Origin of the sequence: Pseudomonas sp. MS646 (genome assembly GCF_036693845.1) — a bacterium.
Lineage (GTDB): Bacteria > Pseudomonadota > Gammaproteobacteria > Pseudomonadales > Pseudomonadaceae > Aquipseudomonas > Aquipseudomonas chlororaphis_E.
In genome coordinates this window covers 5,789,793-5,806,434 of sequence record NZ_CP144763.1, presented here as the reverse complement: position 1 = coordinate 5,806,434, position 16,642 = coordinate 5,789,793, and the positions used below count along the sequence as shown (strand labels likewise).

Annotated in this window: 22 protein-coding genes; 6 read left to right on the top strand and 16 right to left on the bottom strand. The window is 64.0% G+C overall.

What is annotated here, in order from left to right; translation table 11 throughout:
- Window positions 1–102: 102 nt before the first annotated feature.
- On the bottom strand, window positions 103–825 hold the full coding sequence (gene mtgA / locus V3H56_RS25720; protein ID WP_042731251.1) for a monofunctional biosynthetic peptidoglycan transglycosylase: 723 nt from the start codon (window positions 823–825) through the stop codon (window positions 103–105).
- Window positions 826–898: 73 nt separating this feature from the next.
- Here mtgA and V3H56_RS25715 point away from each other — a divergent pair, with 73 nt between their 5' ends.
- The 4 genes from V3H56_RS25715 to trmB all read left to right on the top strand — a co-directional run bounded on the left by V3H56_RS25715 (window position 899) and on the right by trmB (window position 3,154).
- Window positions 899–1,279 carry a DUF423 domain-containing protein gene (locus V3H56_RS25715; protein ID WP_042731252.1) on the top strand — a complete coding sequence of 127 codons (381 nt, stop codon included), beginning with the start codon at window positions 899–901 and terminating at the stop codon, window positions 1,277–1,279.
- A 90-nt stretch (window positions 1,280–1,369) separates the two neighbouring features.
- Window positions 1,370–1,570, top strand: a complete 201-nt coding sequence (gene thiS, locus V3H56_RS25710; RefSeq protein ID WP_042731253.1) for a sulfur carrier protein ThiS — start codon at window positions 1,370–1,372, stop codon at window positions 1,568–1,570.
- A gap of 54 nt (window positions 1,571–1,624) precedes the next feature.
- Window positions 1,625–2,419 (top strand): thiazole synthase, encoded by a 795-nt coding sequence (locus V3H56_RS25705; RefSeq protein WP_003177480.1) that lies wholly within the window; start codon window positions 1,625–1,627, stop codon window positions 2,417–2,419.
- Between the two features lie 9 nt (window positions 2,420–2,428).
- Window positions 2,429–3,154 carry a tRNA (guanosine(46)-N7)-methyltransferase TrmB gene (gene trmB / locus V3H56_RS25700; RefSeq protein WP_042731255.1) on the top strand — a complete coding sequence of 242 codons (726 nt, stop codon included), beginning with the start codon at window positions 2,429–2,431 and terminating at the stop codon, window positions 3,152–3,154.
- 128 nt (window positions 3,155–3,282) lie between these two features.
- Here trmB and V3H56_RS25695 read toward each other — a convergent pair whose 3' ends face one another.
- The 9 genes from V3H56_RS25695 to V3H56_RS25655 all read right to left on the bottom strand — a co-directional run bounded on the left by V3H56_RS25695 (window position 3,283) and on the right by V3H56_RS25655 (window position 9,988).
- Window positions 3,283–3,606 (bottom strand): DUF3392 domain-containing protein, encoded by a 324-nt coding sequence (locus V3H56_RS25695; RefSeq protein ID WP_024778900.1) that lies wholly within the window; start codon window positions 3,604–3,606, stop codon window positions 3,283–3,285.
- Between the two features lie 18 nt (window positions 3,607–3,624).
- The gene (hemW, locus tag V3H56_RS25690; RefSeq protein ID WP_338474003.1) at window positions 3,625–4,824 is read right to left on the bottom strand and encodes a radical SAM family heme chaperone HemW; all 1,200 of its coding nucleotides are present in this window, start codon (window positions 4,822–4,824) and stop codon (window positions 3,625–3,627) included.
- Window positions 4,821–5,417, bottom strand: coding sequence for an RdgB/HAM1 family non-canonical purine NTP pyrophosphatase (rdgB, locus tag V3H56_RS25685; RefSeq protein ID WP_042731257.1), 597 nt, complete (start codon window positions 5,415–5,417; stop codon window positions 4,821–4,823). The genes hemW and rdgB overlap by 4 nt, the downstream gene beginning before the upstream one ends.
- Window positions 5,414–5,848 (bottom strand): DUF4426 domain-containing protein, encoded by a 435-nt coding sequence (locus V3H56_RS25680; RefSeq protein WP_042731258.1) that lies wholly within the window; start codon window positions 5,846–5,848, stop codon window positions 5,414–5,416. Before V3H56_RS25680 ends, rdgB begins: the two co-directional genes overlap by 4 nt.
- A gap of 25 nt (window positions 5,849–5,873) precedes the next feature.
- Window positions 5,874–6,494, bottom strand: a complete 621-nt coding sequence (gene metW / locus V3H56_RS25675) for a methionine biosynthesis protein MetW (protein ID WP_042731259.1) — start codon at window positions 6,492–6,494, stop codon at window positions 5,874–5,876.
- 7 nt (window positions 6,495–6,501) lie between these two features.
- A complete protein-coding gene (locus tag V3H56_RS25670; protein ID WP_042731260.1) occupies window positions 6,502–7,641 on the bottom strand; it encodes a homoserine O-acetyltransferase in 1,140 nt (379 codons plus the stop codon).
- 199 nt (window positions 7,642–7,840) lie between these two features.
- The gene (locus V3H56_RS25665) at window positions 7,841–8,431 is read right to left on the bottom strand and encodes a YggT family protein (RefSeq protein ID WP_042732791.1); all 591 of its coding nucleotides are present in this window, start codon (window positions 8,429–8,431) and stop codon (window positions 7,841–7,843) included.
- Between the two features lie 9 nt (window positions 8,432–8,440).
- Window positions 8,441–9,259: a pyrroline-5-carboxylate reductase gene (gene proC / locus V3H56_RS25660; RefSeq protein ID WP_338474002.1), complete on the bottom strand. Its 819-nt coding sequence runs from the start codon at window positions 9,257–9,259 to the stop codon at window positions 8,441–8,443.
- A gap of 42 nt (window positions 9,260–9,301) precedes the next feature.
- Window positions 9,302–9,988, bottom strand: coding sequence for a YggS family pyridoxal phosphate-dependent enzyme (locus V3H56_RS25655; RefSeq protein ID WP_212803128.1), 687 nt, complete (start codon window positions 9,986–9,988; stop codon window positions 9,302–9,304).
- A 55-nt stretch (window positions 9,989–10,043) separates the two neighbouring features.
- Between V3H56_RS25655 and V3H56_RS25650 the strand changes: the two genes are divergently transcribed.
- Complete coding sequence (locus tag V3H56_RS25650) at window positions 10,044–11,078, top strand: type IV pilus twitching motility protein PilT (RefSeq protein WP_053147214.1); 1,035 nt, start codon at window positions 10,044–10,046, stop codon at window positions 11,076–11,078.
- A 162-nt stretch (window positions 11,079–11,240) separates the two neighbouring features.
- On the opposite strand, the gene V3H56_RS25645 is transcribed toward V3H56_RS25650, so the two are convergent.
- A complete protein-coding gene (locus V3H56_RS25645) occupies window positions 11,241–11,852 on the bottom strand; it encodes a C40 family peptidase (RefSeq protein ID WP_042731351.1) in 612 nt (203 codons plus the stop codon).
- Window positions 11,853–12,100: 248 nt separating this feature from the next.
- On the opposite strand from V3H56_RS25645, the gene V3H56_RS25640 reads away from it, so the two are divergent.
- Window positions 12,101–12,529 carry a TM2 domain-containing protein gene (locus tag V3H56_RS25640; protein WP_042731350.1) on the top strand — a complete coding sequence of 143 codons (429 nt, stop codon included), beginning with the start codon at window positions 12,101–12,103 and terminating at the stop codon, window positions 12,527–12,529.
- Window positions 12,530–12,652: 123 nt separating this feature from the next.
- Here V3H56_RS25640 and V3H56_RS25635 read toward each other — a convergent pair whose 3' ends face one another.
- From V3H56_RS25635 to V3H56_RS25615, 5 genes are all read right to left on the bottom strand, one after another.
- Window positions 12,653–13,924 (bottom strand): dihydroorotase, encoded by a 1,272-nt coding sequence (locus V3H56_RS25635; protein WP_042731349.1) that lies wholly within the window; start codon window positions 13,922–13,924, stop codon window positions 12,653–12,655.
- Window positions 13,921–14,925 carry an aspartate carbamoyltransferase catalytic subunit gene (locus V3H56_RS25630; RefSeq protein WP_212803126.1) on the bottom strand — a complete coding sequence of 335 codons (1,005 nt, stop codon included), beginning with the start codon at window positions 14,923–14,925 and terminating at the stop codon, window positions 13,921–13,923. Before V3H56_RS25630 ends, V3H56_RS25635 begins: the two co-directional genes overlap by 4 nt.
- A gap of 24 nt (window positions 14,926–14,949) precedes the next feature.
- Window positions 14,950–15,456: a bifunctional pyr operon transcriptional regulator/uracil phosphoribosyltransferase PyrR gene (gene pyrR, locus V3H56_RS25625; protein WP_047735856.1), complete on the bottom strand. Its 507-nt coding sequence runs from the start codon at window positions 15,454–15,456 to the stop codon at window positions 14,950–14,952.
- 84 nt (window positions 15,457–15,540) lie between these two features.
- Window positions 15,541–15,978 (bottom strand): Holliday junction resolvase RuvX, encoded by a 438-nt coding sequence (gene ruvX / locus V3H56_RS25620; RefSeq protein WP_042731346.1) that lies wholly within the window; start codon window positions 15,976–15,978, stop codon window positions 15,541–15,543.
- Complete coding sequence (locus tag V3H56_RS25615) at window positions 15,978–16,547, bottom strand: YqgE/AlgH family protein (RefSeq protein WP_042731345.1); 570 nt, start codon at window positions 16,545–16,547, stop codon at window positions 15,978–15,980. Before V3H56_RS25615 ends, ruvX begins: the two co-directional genes overlap by 1 nt.
- Window positions 16,548–16,642 lie beyond the last annotated feature (95 nt).

Below are 16,642 nucleotides of genomic sequence, written 5' to 3'. Positions count from 1 at the left end.
CGAGCTTGCTCGCGATGAGGCCATTGCATTCAACGTCAGTGCTGGCTGTTGAACTGCTATCGCGAGCAAGCTCGCTCCCACAAGGGGTCCTCAGTGTCTGGGCTACTGAGCCCAGGGCGCTCGCCGCGCACGATCGAGCTCCAGCAGGTAGCTATCGCCCCCCAACTGGCTCATCTGCTGGCGAATCCAGCTAGCCCGCCGTAGCACATAAGGGCTTGGCCGGCCGGCGCTCCATTTACGTGGATTGGGCAAGACCGCTGCCAGCAGGCTGGCCTGCTGTCGGGACAGGGCGTTGGCGCCAACACGGAAATGATGGCGCGCCGCGGCTTCGGCCCCGAACACACCGTCGTCCCACTCGACGCTGTTGAGGTACACCTCAAGGATCCGCTCCTTGGACCAGAACACTTCGATCAGTGCGGTGAACCAGGCTTCCAGGCCTTTACGCAGCCAGCTGCGACCGGACCACAGGAACAGGTTCTTGGACACTTGCTGGCTGAGGGTGCTGGCGCCGCGAATCGAACCGCCCCGTTCGTTGTGGGCGAACGCGGCCTGGATTGCGCCGATGTCAAACCCCCAGTGCTCGGGGAATTTCTGATCTTCGCCGGCCATCACGGCGAGCTTGAGGTTGTCGGAGATCTGATCCCAGGGTTGCCAGGTGCGTTGCAGGTCGATGGGCTCGCCGTTGAACCAGGACTCGACTTTGCGCTCGATCATCAGCGCCGTGAACGGCGGCGGCACGACGCGAAACAGCAGCACCAGGACAACGCTGCCGACGGCGAACCAGAGCAGGGCTTGGAGGAATCGTCGAAATAATGAACGCAGCATAGGGATGGCTTGGCCGAACCGGTCGAGCGGGCCATTATACAGACCCTGTCCACCGCGTCTGATTGGAGTTCTCATGCTGCGTAGCTTTCTGATGCTGGCTGCTTTTTTCGGTTTCACCGGCGTGGCACTCGGAGCCTTTGCCGCCCACGGCCTGAAAAACCGCCTGAGCGCCGATTACCTGGCGATTTTCCATACCGGCGTCACCTACCAACTGGTGCACACCCTAGCCTTGCTGGGGGTTGCGCTGCTGGCCACGCACATCCCTGGTCGAATCGTCACCTGGGCCGGGATTTCATTCGTGATCGGCATCCTGCTGTTCTCCGGCAGCCTTTACCTGCTGACCCTCACGGGCATAGGCAAGCTCGGCATCATCACCCCGTTCGGCGGCGTGGCGTTCTTGATCGGCTGGCTTTGCCTGGGGATCGCGGCCTGGCGCCTGCAGCTTGCGGCGTAACGCTTGCCGATGTAGCTGACCAAGGGACTTGGGTCCCCCAGACTGATCGGGCTAGAATGCCTGCCCCTAAAAATGATGGCGGCATCCGGCATGCGCATTCAGTTGAACGGCGAACCCCTTGACCTGCCCGACGGTGAAACCGTCGCGGCCCTGCTGACCCGCCTGGAACTCACCGGGCGCCGTGTGGCGGTGGAGCTCAACCTGGATATCGTCCCGCGCAGTCAGCACGCCGACACCACCCTCAACGAGGGTGACCAGGTTGAAGTCGTGCACGCCATTGGTGGCGGCTAGTCGCGCCGGTTTCGCAGTCTTTCGCAAGAACCTCACCCCAACAGAGGATTTCCCATGAGCATCGTTCGTAGCGACAAGCCCTTCGTCCTGGCCGGTCGTACCTACCAGTCGCGCTTGCTGGTAGGCACCGGCAAGTACCGCGACATGGAAGAGACCCGCCTGGCTATCGAGGCCTCGGGCGCCGAAATCGTCACCGTCGCCGTGCGCCGGACCAACATCGGCCAGAACCCGGGCGAACCGAACCTGCTGGATATCCTGCCGCCGGATCGCTACACCATCCTGCCGAACACGGCCGGTTGCTTTGACGCCATCGAAGCCGTGCGCACCTGCCGCCTGGCCCGTGAGCTGCTCGATGGCCATAACCTGGTGAAACTGGAAGTGCTGGCCGACCAGAAAACCCTGTTCCCCAACGTGATCGAAACCCTCAAGGCCGCTGAAACGCTGGTCAAGGAAGGCTTCGACGTGATGGTGTACACCAGCGATGACCCGATCATCGCCCGTCAGTTGGCGGAAATCGGCTGCATCGCGGTGATGCCGCTGGCCGGGCTGATCGGCACGGGCCTGGGGATCTGCAACCCGTACAACCTGCAGATCATCCTCGAGGAAGCGAAGATCCCGGTGCTGGTAGATGCCGGCGTCGGCACCGCTTCCGACGCCACCATCGCCATGGAACTGGGTTGCGAAGCGGTGCTGATGAACTCCGCCATCGCCCACGCCCAGCAGCCGATCCTGATGGCCGAAGCCATGAAGCACGCCATCGTGGCCGGGCGCCTGGCGTACCTCGCCGGCCGCATGCCGAAAAAACTTTACGCCAGCGCCTCCTCGCCGCTGGATGGTCTGATCAAGTAAGAGCCATTGATGACTGAATCGAACGACACGCCTGTCCAGCCGGACGAAGGCGAAGAGCGCCAACACCGCCGCATCAAGAGTTTCGTGATGCGTGCCGGGCGCATGACCGAAGGCCAGCAGCGTGGCCTGGAGCAGGGCGCCCCTCTGTTCGTCCTGCCGCTGGCCGACGCGCCGGTGGACTTCGACCAGGTGTTCGGCCGCTCGGCCCCGCGCTCGCTGGAAATCGGTTTCGGCATGGGCCACTCGCTGTTGGAGATGGCCGCCGCGGCGCCGGAACAGGATTTCATCGGTGTGGAAGTGCACCGGCCCGGTGTCGGTGCGCTGCTCAACGGCGTGCTGACCCAGGGGCTGACCAACCTGCGGGTCTACGATTGCGATGCCATCGAGGTGCTCAACCGCTGCGTGGCCGACAACAGCCTCGACCGGCTGATGCTGTTCTTCCCGGACCCTTGGCACAAGAGCCGTCACCACAAGCGCCGCATCGTCCAGGCTTCGTTCGCTGAGTTGGTGCGCAGCAAGTTGAAAGTCGGTGGCGTGCTGCACATGGCCACTGACTGGGAACCCTACGCCGAATACATGCTGGAAGTGATGAACGTCGCGCCGGGCTACCGCAATCTTGCCGAAGACGGCCAATACGTCCCGCGTCCGGCTGAACGACCGATCACCAAGTTCGAGCGCCGCGGCGAGCGGCTGGGGCATGGGGTCTGGGATTTGAAGTTCGAGAAGCAGTCCTAAGCCACACGCAGTTCAATGTGGGAGCGGGCTTGCTCGCGAATGCGGTGTATCAGACACATTAATGTCGACTGATACACCGCATTCGCGAGCAAGCCCGCTCCCACAGTCGTTTTGGGGCGGTGCGAAGGTCAGCGCCGATCCGCCACCACGCCGATCAACACCAGCACCACCAACAGCACCGGCGCCAGGCTGTAGTTGTTGAACTGGCTCAGCCCTCGCACCACCCATGGCGTGGCGTAGATCAGGGCGGCACCGCTGCCGATCATGCACAGCAGGGCGATCAACGGGACGCGCAACGCGCCGGCGATGCTGCCCAGGCGTTGCTCGACCCAGGCCTTGATGTCCGCACCGAACAGCACCAGCAGGCAGCCGACCAGCGCCAGGGAGATTTCCGACAGGTTGCTGCGGCTCCAGCGGGACACGGTGGCCAGCAGGTCGAGTACCAGATCCATTCGATTTCCTTGTGTTGATCAGCTCAGAAATTTCTGCAGCAAGTCATTGAGAAACAGTTGTCCGCGCTCGGTGGCCGCCAGACGTGACGGTTCGACCTGCAACAACCCGCTTTGTTCGGCCTCGCGGCGGCCGTCGGCCAGGCTTTGCAGGGGCAGGCCAGTGCGCTCCGGGTACAAGCGGGCGTCCACGCCCTGGGTCAGGCGCAGGGCGTTCATCAGGAACTCGAACGGCAGCTCTTCGTTGGCCAGGGTCTTCTCGCCGGCCAGGAAGCGCTTGGCCGGGTTGAGGTAGTCCTTGGGCAGGCGCGTCTTCCAGGTGCGCACGATGCGTCCGTCCGGATGGCTGAGCTTGCCGTGGGCACCGGCACCGATGCCAATGAAGTCGCCAAAGCTCCAGTAGTTGAGGTTATGCCGCGCCGCCCGGCCGGGTTGGGCGTAGGCCGAGACTTCGTACTGGGCGTAGCCGTGTTCGGCGAGCAGGGTCTGGCCGGCTTCCTGGATGTCCCACAACGTGTCGTCTTCCGGCAGCGTCGGCGGCTGGTTCCAGAAGACGGTATTGGGCTCCAGCGTCAACTGGTACCAGGACAGATGCGTCGGCTTCAAGGCGATGGCCTGGCGCAGGTCGCCCAGGGCATCGTCCAGGGACTGGTCCGGCAGGCCGTGCATCAGGTCCAGGTTGAAGTTGTCGAACCCGGCCTGGCGGGCCATGCCGGCGGCGCGCACGGCTTCGTCACCGTTGTGGATCCGCCCCAGGGCCTCGAGCTTGGCTTGCTGGAAGCTCTGGATACCGATGGACAGGCGATTGATGCCCAGCGCCCGGTAAGCGACGAACTTCTCTTGCTCGAACGTGCCGGGGTTGGCTTCCAGGGTGATTTCGATGCCAGGGGCGAACGGTATGCGCGCCTCGACGCCCTTGAGCAGCCGGCCCAGGGCCTGGGCGCTGAACAGGCTGGGAGTGCCGCCACCGAAGAAGATCGAGCTCAGTGCCCGGCCATGCACGCCATGCAGGTCCTGGTCGAGGTCGGCCAGCAGGGCATCGACGTAGTCCTCTTCGGGCAGCTGTGGGCTGGCGGTGTGAGAGTTGAAATCACAATAAGGGCATTTGCGTACGCACCACGGGATGTGGATGTACAACGCCAGGGGCGGCAGCACCGGCAGTGGCGCCCGAGGCGTTTGTGCGCCGCCATGGATCAGCGGCGCGGGGGTGTCATCGTTCATTGCAGGCCCAGGCGCTGGCGCAGCAGGACCATGGCGCGCGCGCGGTGGCTCAGTTGGTTTTTCTCCACCGGGCCGAGTTCGGCGCTGGAGCAATTGCGTTCCGGCACCCAGAACAGCGGGTCATAGCCAAAACCGTGCTCGCCGCTGGCCTCGGTGAGGATGCGCCCGTGCCACAGGCCTTCGCAGAGGATCGGCAGCGGGTCGTCGGCGTGCCGCACCAGCGCCAGGACGCAAACGAACTGCGCGCCGCGCTCGGCTTGCGGCACATCCTTGAGGGCCTCAAGCAGCTTGGCATTGTTCGCTGCATCGCCCTTGCCGTCGGCGTAACGGGCCGAATAGATGCCCGGCGCACCGCCCAGGAAGTCCACTGCCAGCCCGGAGTCGTCGGCCAGCGCCGGCAGCCCCGAGAGGCGCGCGGCATTGCGGGCCTTGAGGATGGCGTTCTCGACGAACGACAGGCCGGTTTCTTCAGGCTCCACCTGGCTGAACTCACCGATCGAGCGCAATTGCACCGACCCGCCGAGCATGGCCTGGAGTTCCTTGAGTTTGCCGGCGTTGTGGCTGGCGAGTACGAGTTGGGAGAGGTTCATCATTCGCCGGGGAACAGTTCCTGGTTGAAGTTGAGGGTGTTGATCTTGTCGCCGGTCTGCACCTTGATTTCGAAGGTGCGGTTTTCCTGCTGCTCCACCGGGTACTGGGCGATGTAGTAGATCGCGCCTTGCTCGATGACCTGGCGGAACGTCAGCGGGACCGCCTTGCTGGTCAGGTCCTTGATCGTGCCGCTGACCTGGGCCATCAAGGGCTTGCCGTCCTTGATCACCGATACGTTGATCACGCCCTGGTTCTTGCTGCGCACCAGCTCGGTGGCCTTGGCGATGTCCGGCGTGAGGAACGTGGAGTTGAAGGTGTTGTAGTGCACGGTGACGTCACCGAACACTTCCTTGCGCTCGGCCTTGATGACGTCGGCGGCCATGGCGCCTGCACAGAGGCAGGCGGTGATGAGAAACAATGCGAGACGTTTCATGTCGTGCTCCTGTCAGGGCCGGGGTTCACACCGCGACCTGGTAATCGGGCAGGCCTGGGCTGCTGACCCGATAAATGCCGATCTCACCTAACAGATTAGGCCATAGCTTGCTGGCCCACCCGTGTCGGTGCTGCTGGTCCACGGCCAGGCGATCGATGACCTTGGCTTCCCGTTCGCGGCACAGTGCTTCGAAATCGGCGAAGGTGCAGAAGTGGATGTTCGGCGTGTTGTACCACGTGTAGGGCAGGAACTCCGACACCGGCATGCGGCCCTTGCTCGCCAGGTACCAGCGGCAACGCCAGTGCCCGAAATTGGGAAAGGTGATGATGCACTGGCGCCCGACCCGCAGCATTTCGTCGAGGATCTTGTCCGGGTAATGCACCGCTTGCAGGGCCTGGGTCATGACCACGATGTCGAAGCTGTTGCTGGCAAAGTTGCCCAGGCCCTTGTCCAGGTCCTGCTCGATGACGTTGATGCCCTTGGCGACGCATTCGGCGATGTTGTCCGGGTCGTTTTCCAGGCCGTAGCCGCTGACCTGCTTGTGGTCCCGCAGCCAGGTCAGCAGTTCGCCGTCGCCGCAGCCCAGGTCGAGCACGCGGCTGCCGGCGGGGATCCATTCCTGGATGATTTCCAGATCGGCTCTCATGGCGTCCTCACAGCGTTATACGGTTCATGTAGTTACCGAACGCCTGCAGGTAGCGCGGGATCGGGATCAGAAAGGCGTCGTGGCCCTGGGGCGCGTCGATTTCCAGGTAGCAGACATCCTTGCGCGCGGCCATCAGCGCATCCACCAACTCCCGGGAGCGTGCCGGGGAGAAACGCCAGTCGGTGGTGAACGACATCACGCAGAACTTGGCGGTGGCGCCGGCGAAGGTTTTCGCCAGGTCATCGTCGCAGCTCGCCGCCGGATCGAAGTAGTCCAGGGCCTTGGTCATCAGCAGGTAGGTGTTGGCGTCGAAGCGCCCGGAGAACTCCTCGCCCTGATAACGCAGGTAGCTTTCCACCTGGAACTCGACGCTGTGGAAGTCGTAGTTGAGCTTTTCGCTCTTGAGGCCGCGGCCGAATTTCTCGCCCATGGAGTCGTCGGACAGGTAGGTGATGTGCCCGACCATGCGCGCCAGCATCAGCCCGCGCTTGGGGATCACGCCGTGTTCCTGGAACGAGCCGCCATGGAACTCCGGGTCGGTGAGGATGGCCTGGCGCGCCACTTCGTTGAAGGCGATGTTCTGCGCCGACAGCTTGGGGGCCGAGGCGATTGCCAGGCAATGGCGCACGCGGTCCGGGTAGGTGATGGTCCATTGCAGCGCCTGCATGCCGCCCAGGCTGCCGCCGATCACCGCCGCCCACTGGTCGATGCCGAGGCGGTCGGCCAGGCGTGCCTGGCTGTGCACCCAGTCTTCCACGGTGAGCACCGGGAAATCGGCGCCGAACGGCTTGCCGGTGTCCGGGTTGAGGCTGCTGGGGCCGGTGGAGCCGTTGCAGCCACCGAGGTTGTTCAGGCTGACCACGAAGAACCGGTTGGTGTCGATGGGCTTGCCCGGGCCGATGCAACTGTCCCACCAGCCCGGCTTGCGGTCGTCGACGCTGTGATAGCCGGCGGCGTGGTGGTGGCCCGACAAGGCGTGGCAGATCAGCACGGCATTGCTGGCCGTGGCATTGAGGGTGCCGTAGGTTTCGTAAATCAGGTCATAGGCCGGCAACGAGCGTCCGCAGGCCAGGGCCAGGGGCTCGCTGAAATGCGCCACTTGCGGCGTCACCAGACCAACGGAATCGGCGGGAAAGGCAGCTGGCATCGACCCTGCTCTCGTTGAAATGAGGCGTAAGTCTAAAGACCGCTGGGGTTAGCGGCAAGCAAAGGCGCGGGGCCTGTTCGAACACTGCCACCCGTGGCGAGGGAGCTTGCTCCCGCTGGGCCGCGTAGCGGCCCTGGTTTTTGGGGCTGCTGCGCAGCCCAGCGGGAGCAAGCTCCCTCGCCACAGGATGTGCGCCTCGTCAGATCAGCAGGCGCAGGATCTCGGGCATCATGGTCATGGCCGCGAGGTTGTTGATCACCAGCATGTCGATCAGCTTGAGCACCATGAACGCCAGGATCGGCGAGATATCCAGGCCGCCGAGGTTCGGCACGATGCGGCGGAACGGGGCCAGGGCCGGTTCGCAGATCTGGTTCACCAGCTCGGCGCCCGGGTTGTGGCTGCCAGGCGCGACCCACGACAGGATGACGCTGATGATCATGGCGAAGAAGAAGATCTTCAGGAACAGCGCGGTCACGCCAATGATCGACCAGATCAGCAGTTGCAGCGGATTGCCGGTGGTGCCGTAGGTCAGCAGCAGGGTCAGGGCCATCAGTGCCATCTGCACGAGGATGGCCAGCACCAGCGACGACATGTCCAGGCCGAACAGGCTCGGGATGATCCGGCGCAAGGGCTTGAGCAGCGGCTGGGTGGCCTTGACGACGAACTGGCACAGCGGGTTATAGAAGTTGGCGCGCACCAGTTGCAGCACGAAGCGCAGCAGCACGATCAGCAGGTACAGGCTGCCAAGGGTTTGCAGCACGTAGACCGCTGCGGTGTTCAATCCAATCATGATGGCTCCTTATTGACCCAGTTGTTCGGCCATTTCGGCCGAGCGGTGCGCGGCGGCGCCGAGTGCGGTTTCCACCAGGGCTTCGAAGCCCCCGGCCTGGAATGATTTGATGGCGGCTTCGGTGGTGCCGGCCGGCGATGTCACGCGGCGGCGCAGCTCGGCCGCATCGACGTCGCTGGACACCACCATGTGAGCCGCGCCGAGGGCGGTCTGCGCCGTCAACTGCGCGGCGATCTCCCGGGGCAGGCCGAGTTTCTCGCCGGCGGCGGTCATGGCTTCGACCAGCAGGAAGAAGTACGCCGGGCCCGAGCCCGAGACGGCGGTGACGGCGTCCAGCTGTTGCTCGGTGTCCAGCCACAGCGCCAGGCCCACGGCTGACAACAGCTCCTGCGCCTGCTGGCGTTGCGCGGCGCTCACCTGCGGGGTGGCGAACAGGCCGCTGACACCTTGGCGCAGCAGCGCCGGGGTGTTGGGCATGCAGCGCACGATGGGCTGCTCGCCCAGCCATTTGTTCATGCTGGCGCAGGTGATGCCGGCGGCAATCGACACCACCAGTTGATGGGGCTTGAGGCTCGGGCGCAGGGCTTCGCATACGGCTTTCATGGCCTGGGGCTTGACCGCCAGCACGATGACGTCCGCGCCGTCGGCGGCCTGGGCATTGTCGGCAAAGGTCTCGATGCCGTGCTCGTCGCTCACCCGGCTGCGGGTTTGCTCGCCCGGATCGCTGGCGCGGATCTGCGAGGCATCCAGACCCTTGGCCCGCAGGCCGCCGATCAGGCTGGCGGCCATGTTGCCGGCGCCGATGAAGGCAATACGCATGTTGCTCATGACTGGTCCTTGATTAGAGAGTGGGGTCGGCATTGCTTGGGCTCAGCCGGCGCTATAGTCGCGGGCGCCGAACAGGGCTGTTCCGATTCGTACCCAGGTGGCGCCTTGGGCGATGGCCGACTCGAGGTCATGGCTCATGCCCATGGAAAGGGTGTCCAGCGGCAATTGCAGGCTCGCTTGCAGGCGTTGGACCGCACCGAAGGCGGCATCCTGGGCGGTACGCTCCTCGGTTGGCTCGGGAATGGCCATCAGCCCGCGCAGCTTGAGCCGCGGCAAGGCGTCGATGGCGGCGGCCAGGGCGGGCAGGTCCGCCGGGGTGCAGCCGGACTTGCTGGCTTCACCGCTGACGTTGACCTGGATGCAGATGTTCAGCGGCGGCAAGCCGTCCGGGCGTTGCTCGGACAGGCGTTGGGCAATTTTCAAGCGATCCACGGAGTGCACCCAATCGAAATGTTCGGCAATAGCGCGCGTCTTGTTCGATTGAATGGGGCCGATGAAGTGCCAGATCAAGGGCAGGTCGGTGAGTTCGGCCTGCTTGCCCAGGGCTTCTTGCAGGTAGTTCTCGCCGAAGTCCCGAAGGCCCGCGGCATAGGCTTCGCGCAGGGCCTGGGCGGGCTTGGTCTTGCTCACGGCCAGCAGTTGGACACTCTGTTCGGCACGCTGGGCGGCCTGTTCCGCAGCGCGGATACGCGATCTAACCTGAGCGATGTTGTCTGCTATCGTGGACATAAAGAAGCGCCAGCGGTCTGAGGTTCGCGGCATTCTACTGGAATTGAGGAGCGCTATGGATATCACTGAACTGCTGGCGTTCAGCGCCAAACAGGGGGCGTCGGACCTGCACCTGTCCGCCGGCTTGCCGCCGATGATCCGGGTCGATGGCGATGTGCGGCGGATCAACCTGCCGGCACTGGATCACAAGCAGGTCCATGAGCTGATCTACGACATCATGAACGACCGGCAACGAGTGGATTACGAAAAGTTTCTGGAAACCGACTTTTCCTTCGAGGTGCCGGGCGTTGCACGGTTTCGGGTCAACGCCTTCAACCAGAATCGCGGCGCGGGGGCGGTGTTCCGGACCATCCCGTCGAAGGTCCTGACCATGGAAGACCTGGGGATGGGCGAAGTGTTTCGCAAAGTGACCGAGTCGCCCCGGGGCCTGGTCCTGGTGACCGGGCCGACCGGCTCGGGCAAGTCCACCACCCTGGCGGCGATGATCGACTACCTCAACAGCCACAAGCACCATCACATTCTTACCATCGAAGACCCGATCGAGTTCGTCCACGAGCCGCGCAAGTGCCTGATCAACCAGCGTGAGGTACACCGCGATACCCAGGACTTCTCCACGGCCTTGCGCTCGGCCCTGCGGGAAGACCCGGACGTGATCCTGGTGGGGGAAATGCGCGACCTGGAAACCATTCGCCTGGCGCTGACCGCCGCCGAAACCGGGCACCTGGTGTTCGGTACGCTGCACACCACGTCGGCGGCCAAGACCATCGATCGGGTGGTGGACGTATTCCCGGGGGACGAGAAGTCCATGGTGCGCTCGATGCTGTCGGAGTCACTGCAAGCGGTGATCTCCCAGACCCTGATCAAGAAGATCGGTGGCGGCCGCATTGCCGCGCACGAGATCATGCTGGGCACGTCGGCCATTCGCAACCTGATCCGCGAAGACAAGATCGCCCAGATGTACTCGTCGATCCAGACCGGCGGGTCGCTGGGGATGCAGACGCTGGACATGTGCCTGAAGGACCTGGTGAACAAGGGCCTGATCAGCCGGGAACATGCGCGGGAGCGGGCGCGTACGCCGGATAATTTCTAGAAAGGCCGGCGCGAGCCCTTGTGGCGAGGGGATTTATCCCCGCTGGGGCGCGAAGCGCCCCCAAAATGCAGAGGCTTACATTTTTATTTCTGACTCGCCACATTTGGGGGCTGCTCCGCAGCCCAGCGGGGATAAATCCCCTCGCCACAGGGGGGGCTTTGATCAGCGTTGGACGACCCGCATCCCGCCCGGCTCTTTCGGCAGCACGCGCTTGGCTACCACATAGTGGGTGTCCCAGTACGGCTTGTTCAGGGTGTCGATGGTCACCGACTTGCCACGGCGCGGGGCATGGATGAAGCGGTCGTTGCCCAGGTAGATCGCCACGTGGTTGACCCGGCGGCTCTTGAGCTTGAAGAAGATCAGGTCGCCCGGCTTGAGGTCCTTGCGCTCGACTTTCTCGCCATGCCCGGCAGCCATCGCGTTGGAGGTGCGCGGCAGGTCGAAGGTGGCGTCGTTGAAGGCGTATTTCACCAGTCCGCTGCAATCGAAGCCTTTACTTGGGCTACTGCCGCCCCAACGATAAGGTGTACCGAGTACATTGACGGCGCGGCTCAGCACGTTGCTGCTGGTCTTGCTCGCCATGGGCGGTACCAGCTTGCTGCTGGCGGTGCCTGGGCGTTGTGCACCGGGCTTGTTCTTGCTCGAAGGAGCAGAAACATGGGATTTGGGGGTGTAGCCGTTGATGTTGGGCAGACGTTGCTCACGATTGGTGGCGTGGGCGGCCAGTGGCAATAATAGGCAAATGGTTAGCCATGTCTTGAAAAATGGACGCATTAGGCAGGGCTCATAAAGGTTAGCGCGCAACTTTATAACAGCTTTTTTTGCGATTCCGAGGCCGTTTGTCGATTTGGAACCCCAGGCAAAACCCGTCTAAATGCGACAAATTGGCCCGATTGTCCGAAACAGCCCCGCTAGTACGGGGCTTTCGTCGAATCGGTGCGGCGAAGACCGCTTGTCGGCGAGACACGAAAAAGTCACAAAAAGTCAGAAAAAATTTATCTATCGAGGCGAAGAGACTCTTCATGAACAGCTATCAACCGGGCGCCGTGCACGACACCCACAGCAAAGTCATCGGCTACCTGCTGTGGATTTTCGGTTTCACCGGTGCCCACCGTTTCTATTACGGCAAGCCGGTCACCGGCACGCTCTGGTTCTTCACGTTTGGCCTGTTGGGCATCGGCTGGCTGATCGACCTGTTCCTGATCCCGGCCATGGACCGCGAGGCGGACCTGCGCTTTACCCCCGGCCCCATCGAATACTCCGTGGCGTGGATCCTGCTGACGTTTCTCGGGGTGTTTGGCGTACACCGCATGTACCAGGGCAAATGGCTCAGCGGGATTGTCTATCTGCTGACGGGCGGGGTGTTTTTCCTGGGGGTGCTGTATGACTTCTGGACACTCAATGACCAGGTTTCGATTCGCAATGCGCAGAAGCGGGGGGCGTTTCAGTAAGACCGGGGCGCCTGCATCGCGAGCAAGCTCGCTCCCACACTGGATCGAGGTGTTCACAAATCATGTGTTCACCAAAGATCCAACTGTGGGAGCGAGCTTGCTCGCGATAGGCGCGACGCGGTCTCAGGCCTGGTGAGTGACCCGCCCATCCATCAAGGTGTAACGCACCACCCCCGGCAGGCTGTGGCCCAGGAACGGGCAGTTGTCACCCTTGGAGCGCCAGGCTTCGCCGGCCACGGTGGAAGCGGCGGGGTCGAACAGCACCAGGTCGGCCGCGGCGCCCACGGCCAGTTTCCCGGCCGGCAATTGCAGGGCCTGGGCCGGGCCAGCGCTCAGGCGCGCGAGCAAGGTCGGCAGGTCGAGCAAGCCGTCTTCCACCAGGGTCATCGCCAACGGCAGCAGCAGTTCGACGCTGCTGATGCCGGGCTCGGTGGCGCCGAACGGTGCCAGCTTGGCATCACGCTCATGGGGCTGGTGGTGGCTGGAGATGGCCGAGATCACGCCGCTCTTCACCGCCTCGCGCAAGCCATCGCGGTCGGCGCGCGTGCGCAGCGGCGGCTGGACGTGATAGACGCTGTTGAAATCGATCAGCGCTTCGTCGGTCAGAATCAACTGGTACAGCGCCACGTCGGCGGTGACCGGCAAGCCCCGGGCCTGGGCCTGGGCGATCAACGCCGCGCCACGGGCGCTGGTCAACTGGCTGAAGTGCGCACGCACGCCGCTTTGCTCCACCAGCAGCAGGTCCCGGGCCAGGGCCACGGTCTCGGCGGTTTCCGGGATGCCCGGCAGGCCGAGGAAGCTGGCGGTCGGGCCTTCGTGGGCCAGGCCACCTTCGGCCAGGTCGTGATCCTGGGAATTGAAGATCACCGTCAGGCCAAACGTCGCCGCGTATTCCAGGGCGCGGCACAGGGTGCGGGTGTTGCGGAAACTGTTCAGGCCGTTGCCGAACGCCACGCAGCCGGCGTCGCGCAGGGCGATGAGTTCGGCCAGTTGCTCGCCGTCCAGGCCTTTGCTCAGGGCGCCGATCGGGAAGACCTTGGTATTGCCGGCTTCGCGGGCGCGGTCGAGGATCAGTTCGGCCACGGCCGAGGTGTCCAGCACCGGTTTGGTCTGCGGCGGGCAGCACAGGCTGGTCACGCCACCGGCGGCGGCGGCGCGGGTTTCGCTGACGATGCTGCCTTTGCGGCTGTAGCCGGGTTCGCGCAGGGCGACGTTCAGGTCCACCAGGCCCGGGGCCGCCACCAGGCCTTGGGCGTCGAGGGTTTGCACGGCGGTGAAACCGGCGGGCGCAGCGCCCAGGGCGACGATCTTGCAGGCGTCGATGTGGATGTCGGTCACTTGATCCAGGCCGCTGGCCGGATCGATCACGCGTGCGCCGAGAATGCTGAGCTTCACTGGGCGTTCTCCTGGTCGAATTGGCGCTGGGCCGTTTGCCCGCTCATGGCCATGGACAGCACGGCCATGCGGATGGCGATGCCGTAGGTCACCTGGTTGAGGATCACCGAATGCGGCCCGTCGGCCACCGCCGACTCGATCTCCACCCCGCGGTTGATCGGCCCCGGGTGCATGACGATAGCGTCTGGCTTGGCCCCGGCCAGGCGGGAGGTGGTCAGGCCGTAGAGGCGGTAGAACTCGCCTTCGCTGGGCAGCAGGCCGCCGGTCATGCGTTCACGCTGCAGGCGCAGCATGATCACCACGTCGACATCCTTGAGGCCTTCGGTCATGTCGGTGTAGACCTTCACGCCGTACTGCTCGACGCCGATGGGCAGCAGGGTCTTCGGCGCGATCACGCGAATGTCCGGGCAACCGAGGGTCTTGAGGGCCAGCATGTTCGAGCGGGCCACCCGCGAATGCAGGATGTCGCCGACGATGGCCACCGAGAGGTTCTCGAAGCTGCCTTTGTGCCGGCGGATGGTGAGCATGTCCAGCATGCCCTGGGTCGGGTGGGCGTGGCGGCCGTCGCCGCCGTTGATGATCGCCACCTGTGGGCAGACGTGCTCGGCAATGAAATGCGCCGCGCCGGAATCACCGTGGCGCACGACGAACATATCGGCGGCCATGGCTTCGAGGTTGCGCAGGGTGTCGAGCAGGGTCTCGCCCTTGCTCGCCGAGGACGTCGACACGTTGAGGGTGATCACGTCCGCCGACAGCCGCTGGGCGGCCAGTTCGAAGGTGGTGCGGGTGCGGGTGGAGTTTTCGAAGAACACGTTGCACACGGTCTTGCCGCGCAGCAACGGGACTTTCTTTACTGCCCGGGCGCCGACTTCGAGGAACGAGTCGGCGGTGTCGAGGATTTCTGTCAGCAGCTCGCGGCGCAAGCCGTCGAGGGACAGGAAGTGCCGCAGCTGGCCCTGATCGTTGAGCTGCAGCGGGCGCTTGGTTTCGAGAGGCGTCATCGCAATGGACTCTTACAAGGGCAGTTAAAGGGCAAGGTCTTGCAGTTCGAGTTGCAGCGGCGCGGGCCCGGAGAGCTTGACGCGCTCGTGGGCGGCCAGCGCCAGTGTCGCGCCGACCACGTCCGGGCGGATCGGCAGTTCGGCAGCGTTCAGGTCCAGCAGGCACACCAGGGTCACGCTGGCCGGGCGGCCGTAGTCGAACAACTCATTCATGGCCGCGCGGATGGTCCGCCCGCTCATCAGCACGTCGTCGATCAGTACCAGGTGCTGGCCTTCGATCTCGAACGGCAGCGCCGAAGGGCGGACTTGCGGATGCAGGCCGTTCTGGCTGAAGTCGTCGCGGTAGAACGACACATCCAGGGTGCCCAACGGCGATTGGCTGCCCAGTTCATCGAGCAATGCCTGGGCGACCCAGACGCCACCGGTGCGAATACCGATGTAGCGCGGTTCGCGGATGCCGCGTTGTTCCAGGTGTGCCGTGAGACGGATCGCCATCTGGCTGATCAGTTCGGCAGGATTGGGCAGGCTCATGCTGGCTCCTTCAGGTTTCCGGGCCGGTGTGAGGGGCGCGGTTCATCGCTAAAAGAAAGCGCCTTGGCGGCGCTTTATAGAAAATCAGGTTTCGAACAGGGCGGTGTTGGCATCGAGCCACCCTTGCAGCAGCAGGGCGGCGGCAATGGCGTCCACCGGGTTGTCGCGGTAACTGCCTTTCTGCCCGCCACGCTCCAGGCGCTCACCCTTGGCTTCGAACGTGGTCAGGCGTTCGTCGTGGGTATAGAAGGGCAGGTTGAAGCGGCCATTGAGCCGGCGGGCGAACTTTTCCGCGCGCACGCACATGTCACTGGGTGTGCCGTCCATGTTCAACGGCAGGCCGACCACCACGGCGTCGGGTTTCCATTCCTTGATCAGCGCCTCGACCTGGTTCCAGTCCGGGACGCCATTCTGCGCCTTGAGCGTGCACAGTTCGCGGGCCTGGCCGGTAATGACCTGGCCGACTGCCACGCCGATCTGTTTGGTGCCGTAATCGAAGCCCAGCAGCAAGCGCAAGGCCATCAGGCGTGTCCCGCCTGGCTGGTGAGCAGGCTGAGGTTGATCCCCAGCCGGCTGGCGGCCGCTTCCAGGCGCAGTTCACTGCTGGTGTTGAACAGGATGTCGGCGTCGAACGGGCAGGTCAGCCAGGCGTTGTCGGCCAGCTCGGCCTCCAGTTGCCCGGCTTCCCAGCCGGCGTAGCCGAGGGCGATCAGGCTTTTTTCCGGGCCGACGCCGTCGGCGATGGCGAACAGCACGTCCTGGGACGTGGACAGCGACACGCCGTTCAGGTCCACCGTGGCCTGGTAGGTCGGCCCCGACGGATGGAGCACGAAACCGCGATCGGTTTGCACCGGGCCGCCGATGAAGATCGGCACGTGCTGGCACAACAATGGCGGCTCTACATCAGGGCGCAGCTGCTCGAGGATGTCCGCCAGGTTCAGCTCCTGCGGGCGATTGATCACCAGCCCCATGGCCCCATTGGCCGTGTGCTCGACGATGTAGGTCAAGGTATGGGCAAAGTTCGGATCGGCCATGTGCGGCATGGCGATCAGGAATTGATGCTTGAGGTAGGTGGGGCTGACGTTTTTCATAGGCGCTAGTGTGGCGGCGCGGGGGCGAACTGACAAGCTGGGGATGCGTTGCAAATGCCCCTATCGGCCTCCCGGCCCCATCAATGTGGGAGCGG

Coding starts and splice junctions, on each gene's coding strand:
- mtgA (WP_042731251.1), bottom strand. CDS start 825: ATGCTGCGTTCATTATTTCGACGATTCCTCCAAGCCCTGCTCTGGTTC.
- V3H56_RS25695 (WP_024778900.1), bottom strand. CDS start 3,606: ATGGATCTGGTACTCGACCTGCTGGCCACCGTGTCCCGCTGGAGCCGC.
- V3H56_RS25705 (WP_003177480.1), top strand. CDS start 1,625: ATGAGCATCGTTCGTAGCGACAAGCCCTTCGTCCTGGCCGGTCGTACC.
- metW (WP_042731259.1), bottom strand. CDS start 6,494: ATGAGAGCCGATCTGGAAATCATCCAGGAATGGATCCCCGCCGGCAGC.
- V3H56_RS25665 (WP_042732791.1), bottom strand. CDS start 8,431: ATGATTGGATTGAACACCGCAGCGGTCTACGTGCTGCAAACCCTTGGC.
- V3H56_RS25650 (WP_053147214.1), top strand. CDS start 10,044: ATGGATATCACTGAACTGCTGGCGTTCAGCGCCAAACAGGGGGCGTCG.
- V3H56_RS25615 (WP_042731345.1), bottom strand. CDS start 16,547: ATGAAAAACGTCAGCCCCACCTACCTCAAGCATCAATTCCTGATCGCC.
- hemW (WP_338474003.1), bottom strand. CDS start 4,824: ATGAACGATGACACCCCCGCGCCGCTGATCCATGGCGGCGCACAAACG.
- pyrR (WP_047735856.1), bottom strand. CDS start 15,456: ATGAGCCTGCCCAATCCTGCCGAACTGATCAGCCAGATGGCGATCCGT.
- V3H56_RS25645 (WP_042731351.1), bottom strand. CDS start 11,852: ATGCGTCCATTTTTCAAGACATGGCTAACCATTTGCCTATTATTGCCA.
- proC (WP_338474002.1), bottom strand. CDS start 9,259: ATGAGCAACATGCGTATTGCCTTCATCGGCGCCGGCAACATGGCCGCC.
- V3H56_RS25670 (WP_042731260.1), bottom strand. CDS start 7,641: ATGCCAGCTGCCTTTCCCGCCGATTCCGTTGGTCTGGTGACGCCGCAA.
- V3H56_RS25630 (WP_212803126.1), bottom strand. CDS start 14,925: ATGACGCCTCTCGAAACCAAGCGCCCGCTGCAGCTCAACGATCAGGGC.
- thiS (WP_042731253.1), top strand. CDS start 1,370: ATGCGCATTCAGTTGAACGGCGAACCCCTTGACCTGCCCGACGGTGAA.
- trmB (WP_042731255.1), top strand. CDS start 2,429: ATGACTGAATCGAACGACACGCCTGTCCAGCCGGACGAAGGCGAAGAG.
- V3H56_RS25655 (WP_212803128.1), bottom strand. CDS start 9,988: ATGTCCACGATAGCAGACAACATCGCTCAGGTTAGATCGCGTATCCGC.
- rdgB (WP_042731257.1), bottom strand. CDS start 5,417: ATGATGAACCTCTCCCAACTCGTACTCGCCAGCCACAACGCCGGCAAA.
- ruvX (WP_042731346.1), bottom strand. CDS start 15,978: ATGGCCTTGCGCTTGCTGCTGGGCTTCGATTACGGCACCAAACAGATC.
- V3H56_RS25640 (WP_042731350.1), top strand. CDS start 12,101: ATGAACAGCTATCAACCGGGCGCCGTGCACGACACCCACAGCAAAGTC.
- V3H56_RS25680 (WP_042731258.1), bottom strand. CDS start 5,848: ATGAAACGTCTCGCATTGTTTCTCATCACCGCCTGCCTCTGTGCAGGC.
- V3H56_RS25715 (WP_042731252.1), top strand. CDS start 899: ATGCTGCGTAGCTTTCTGATGCTGGCTGCTTTTTTCGGTTTCACCGGC.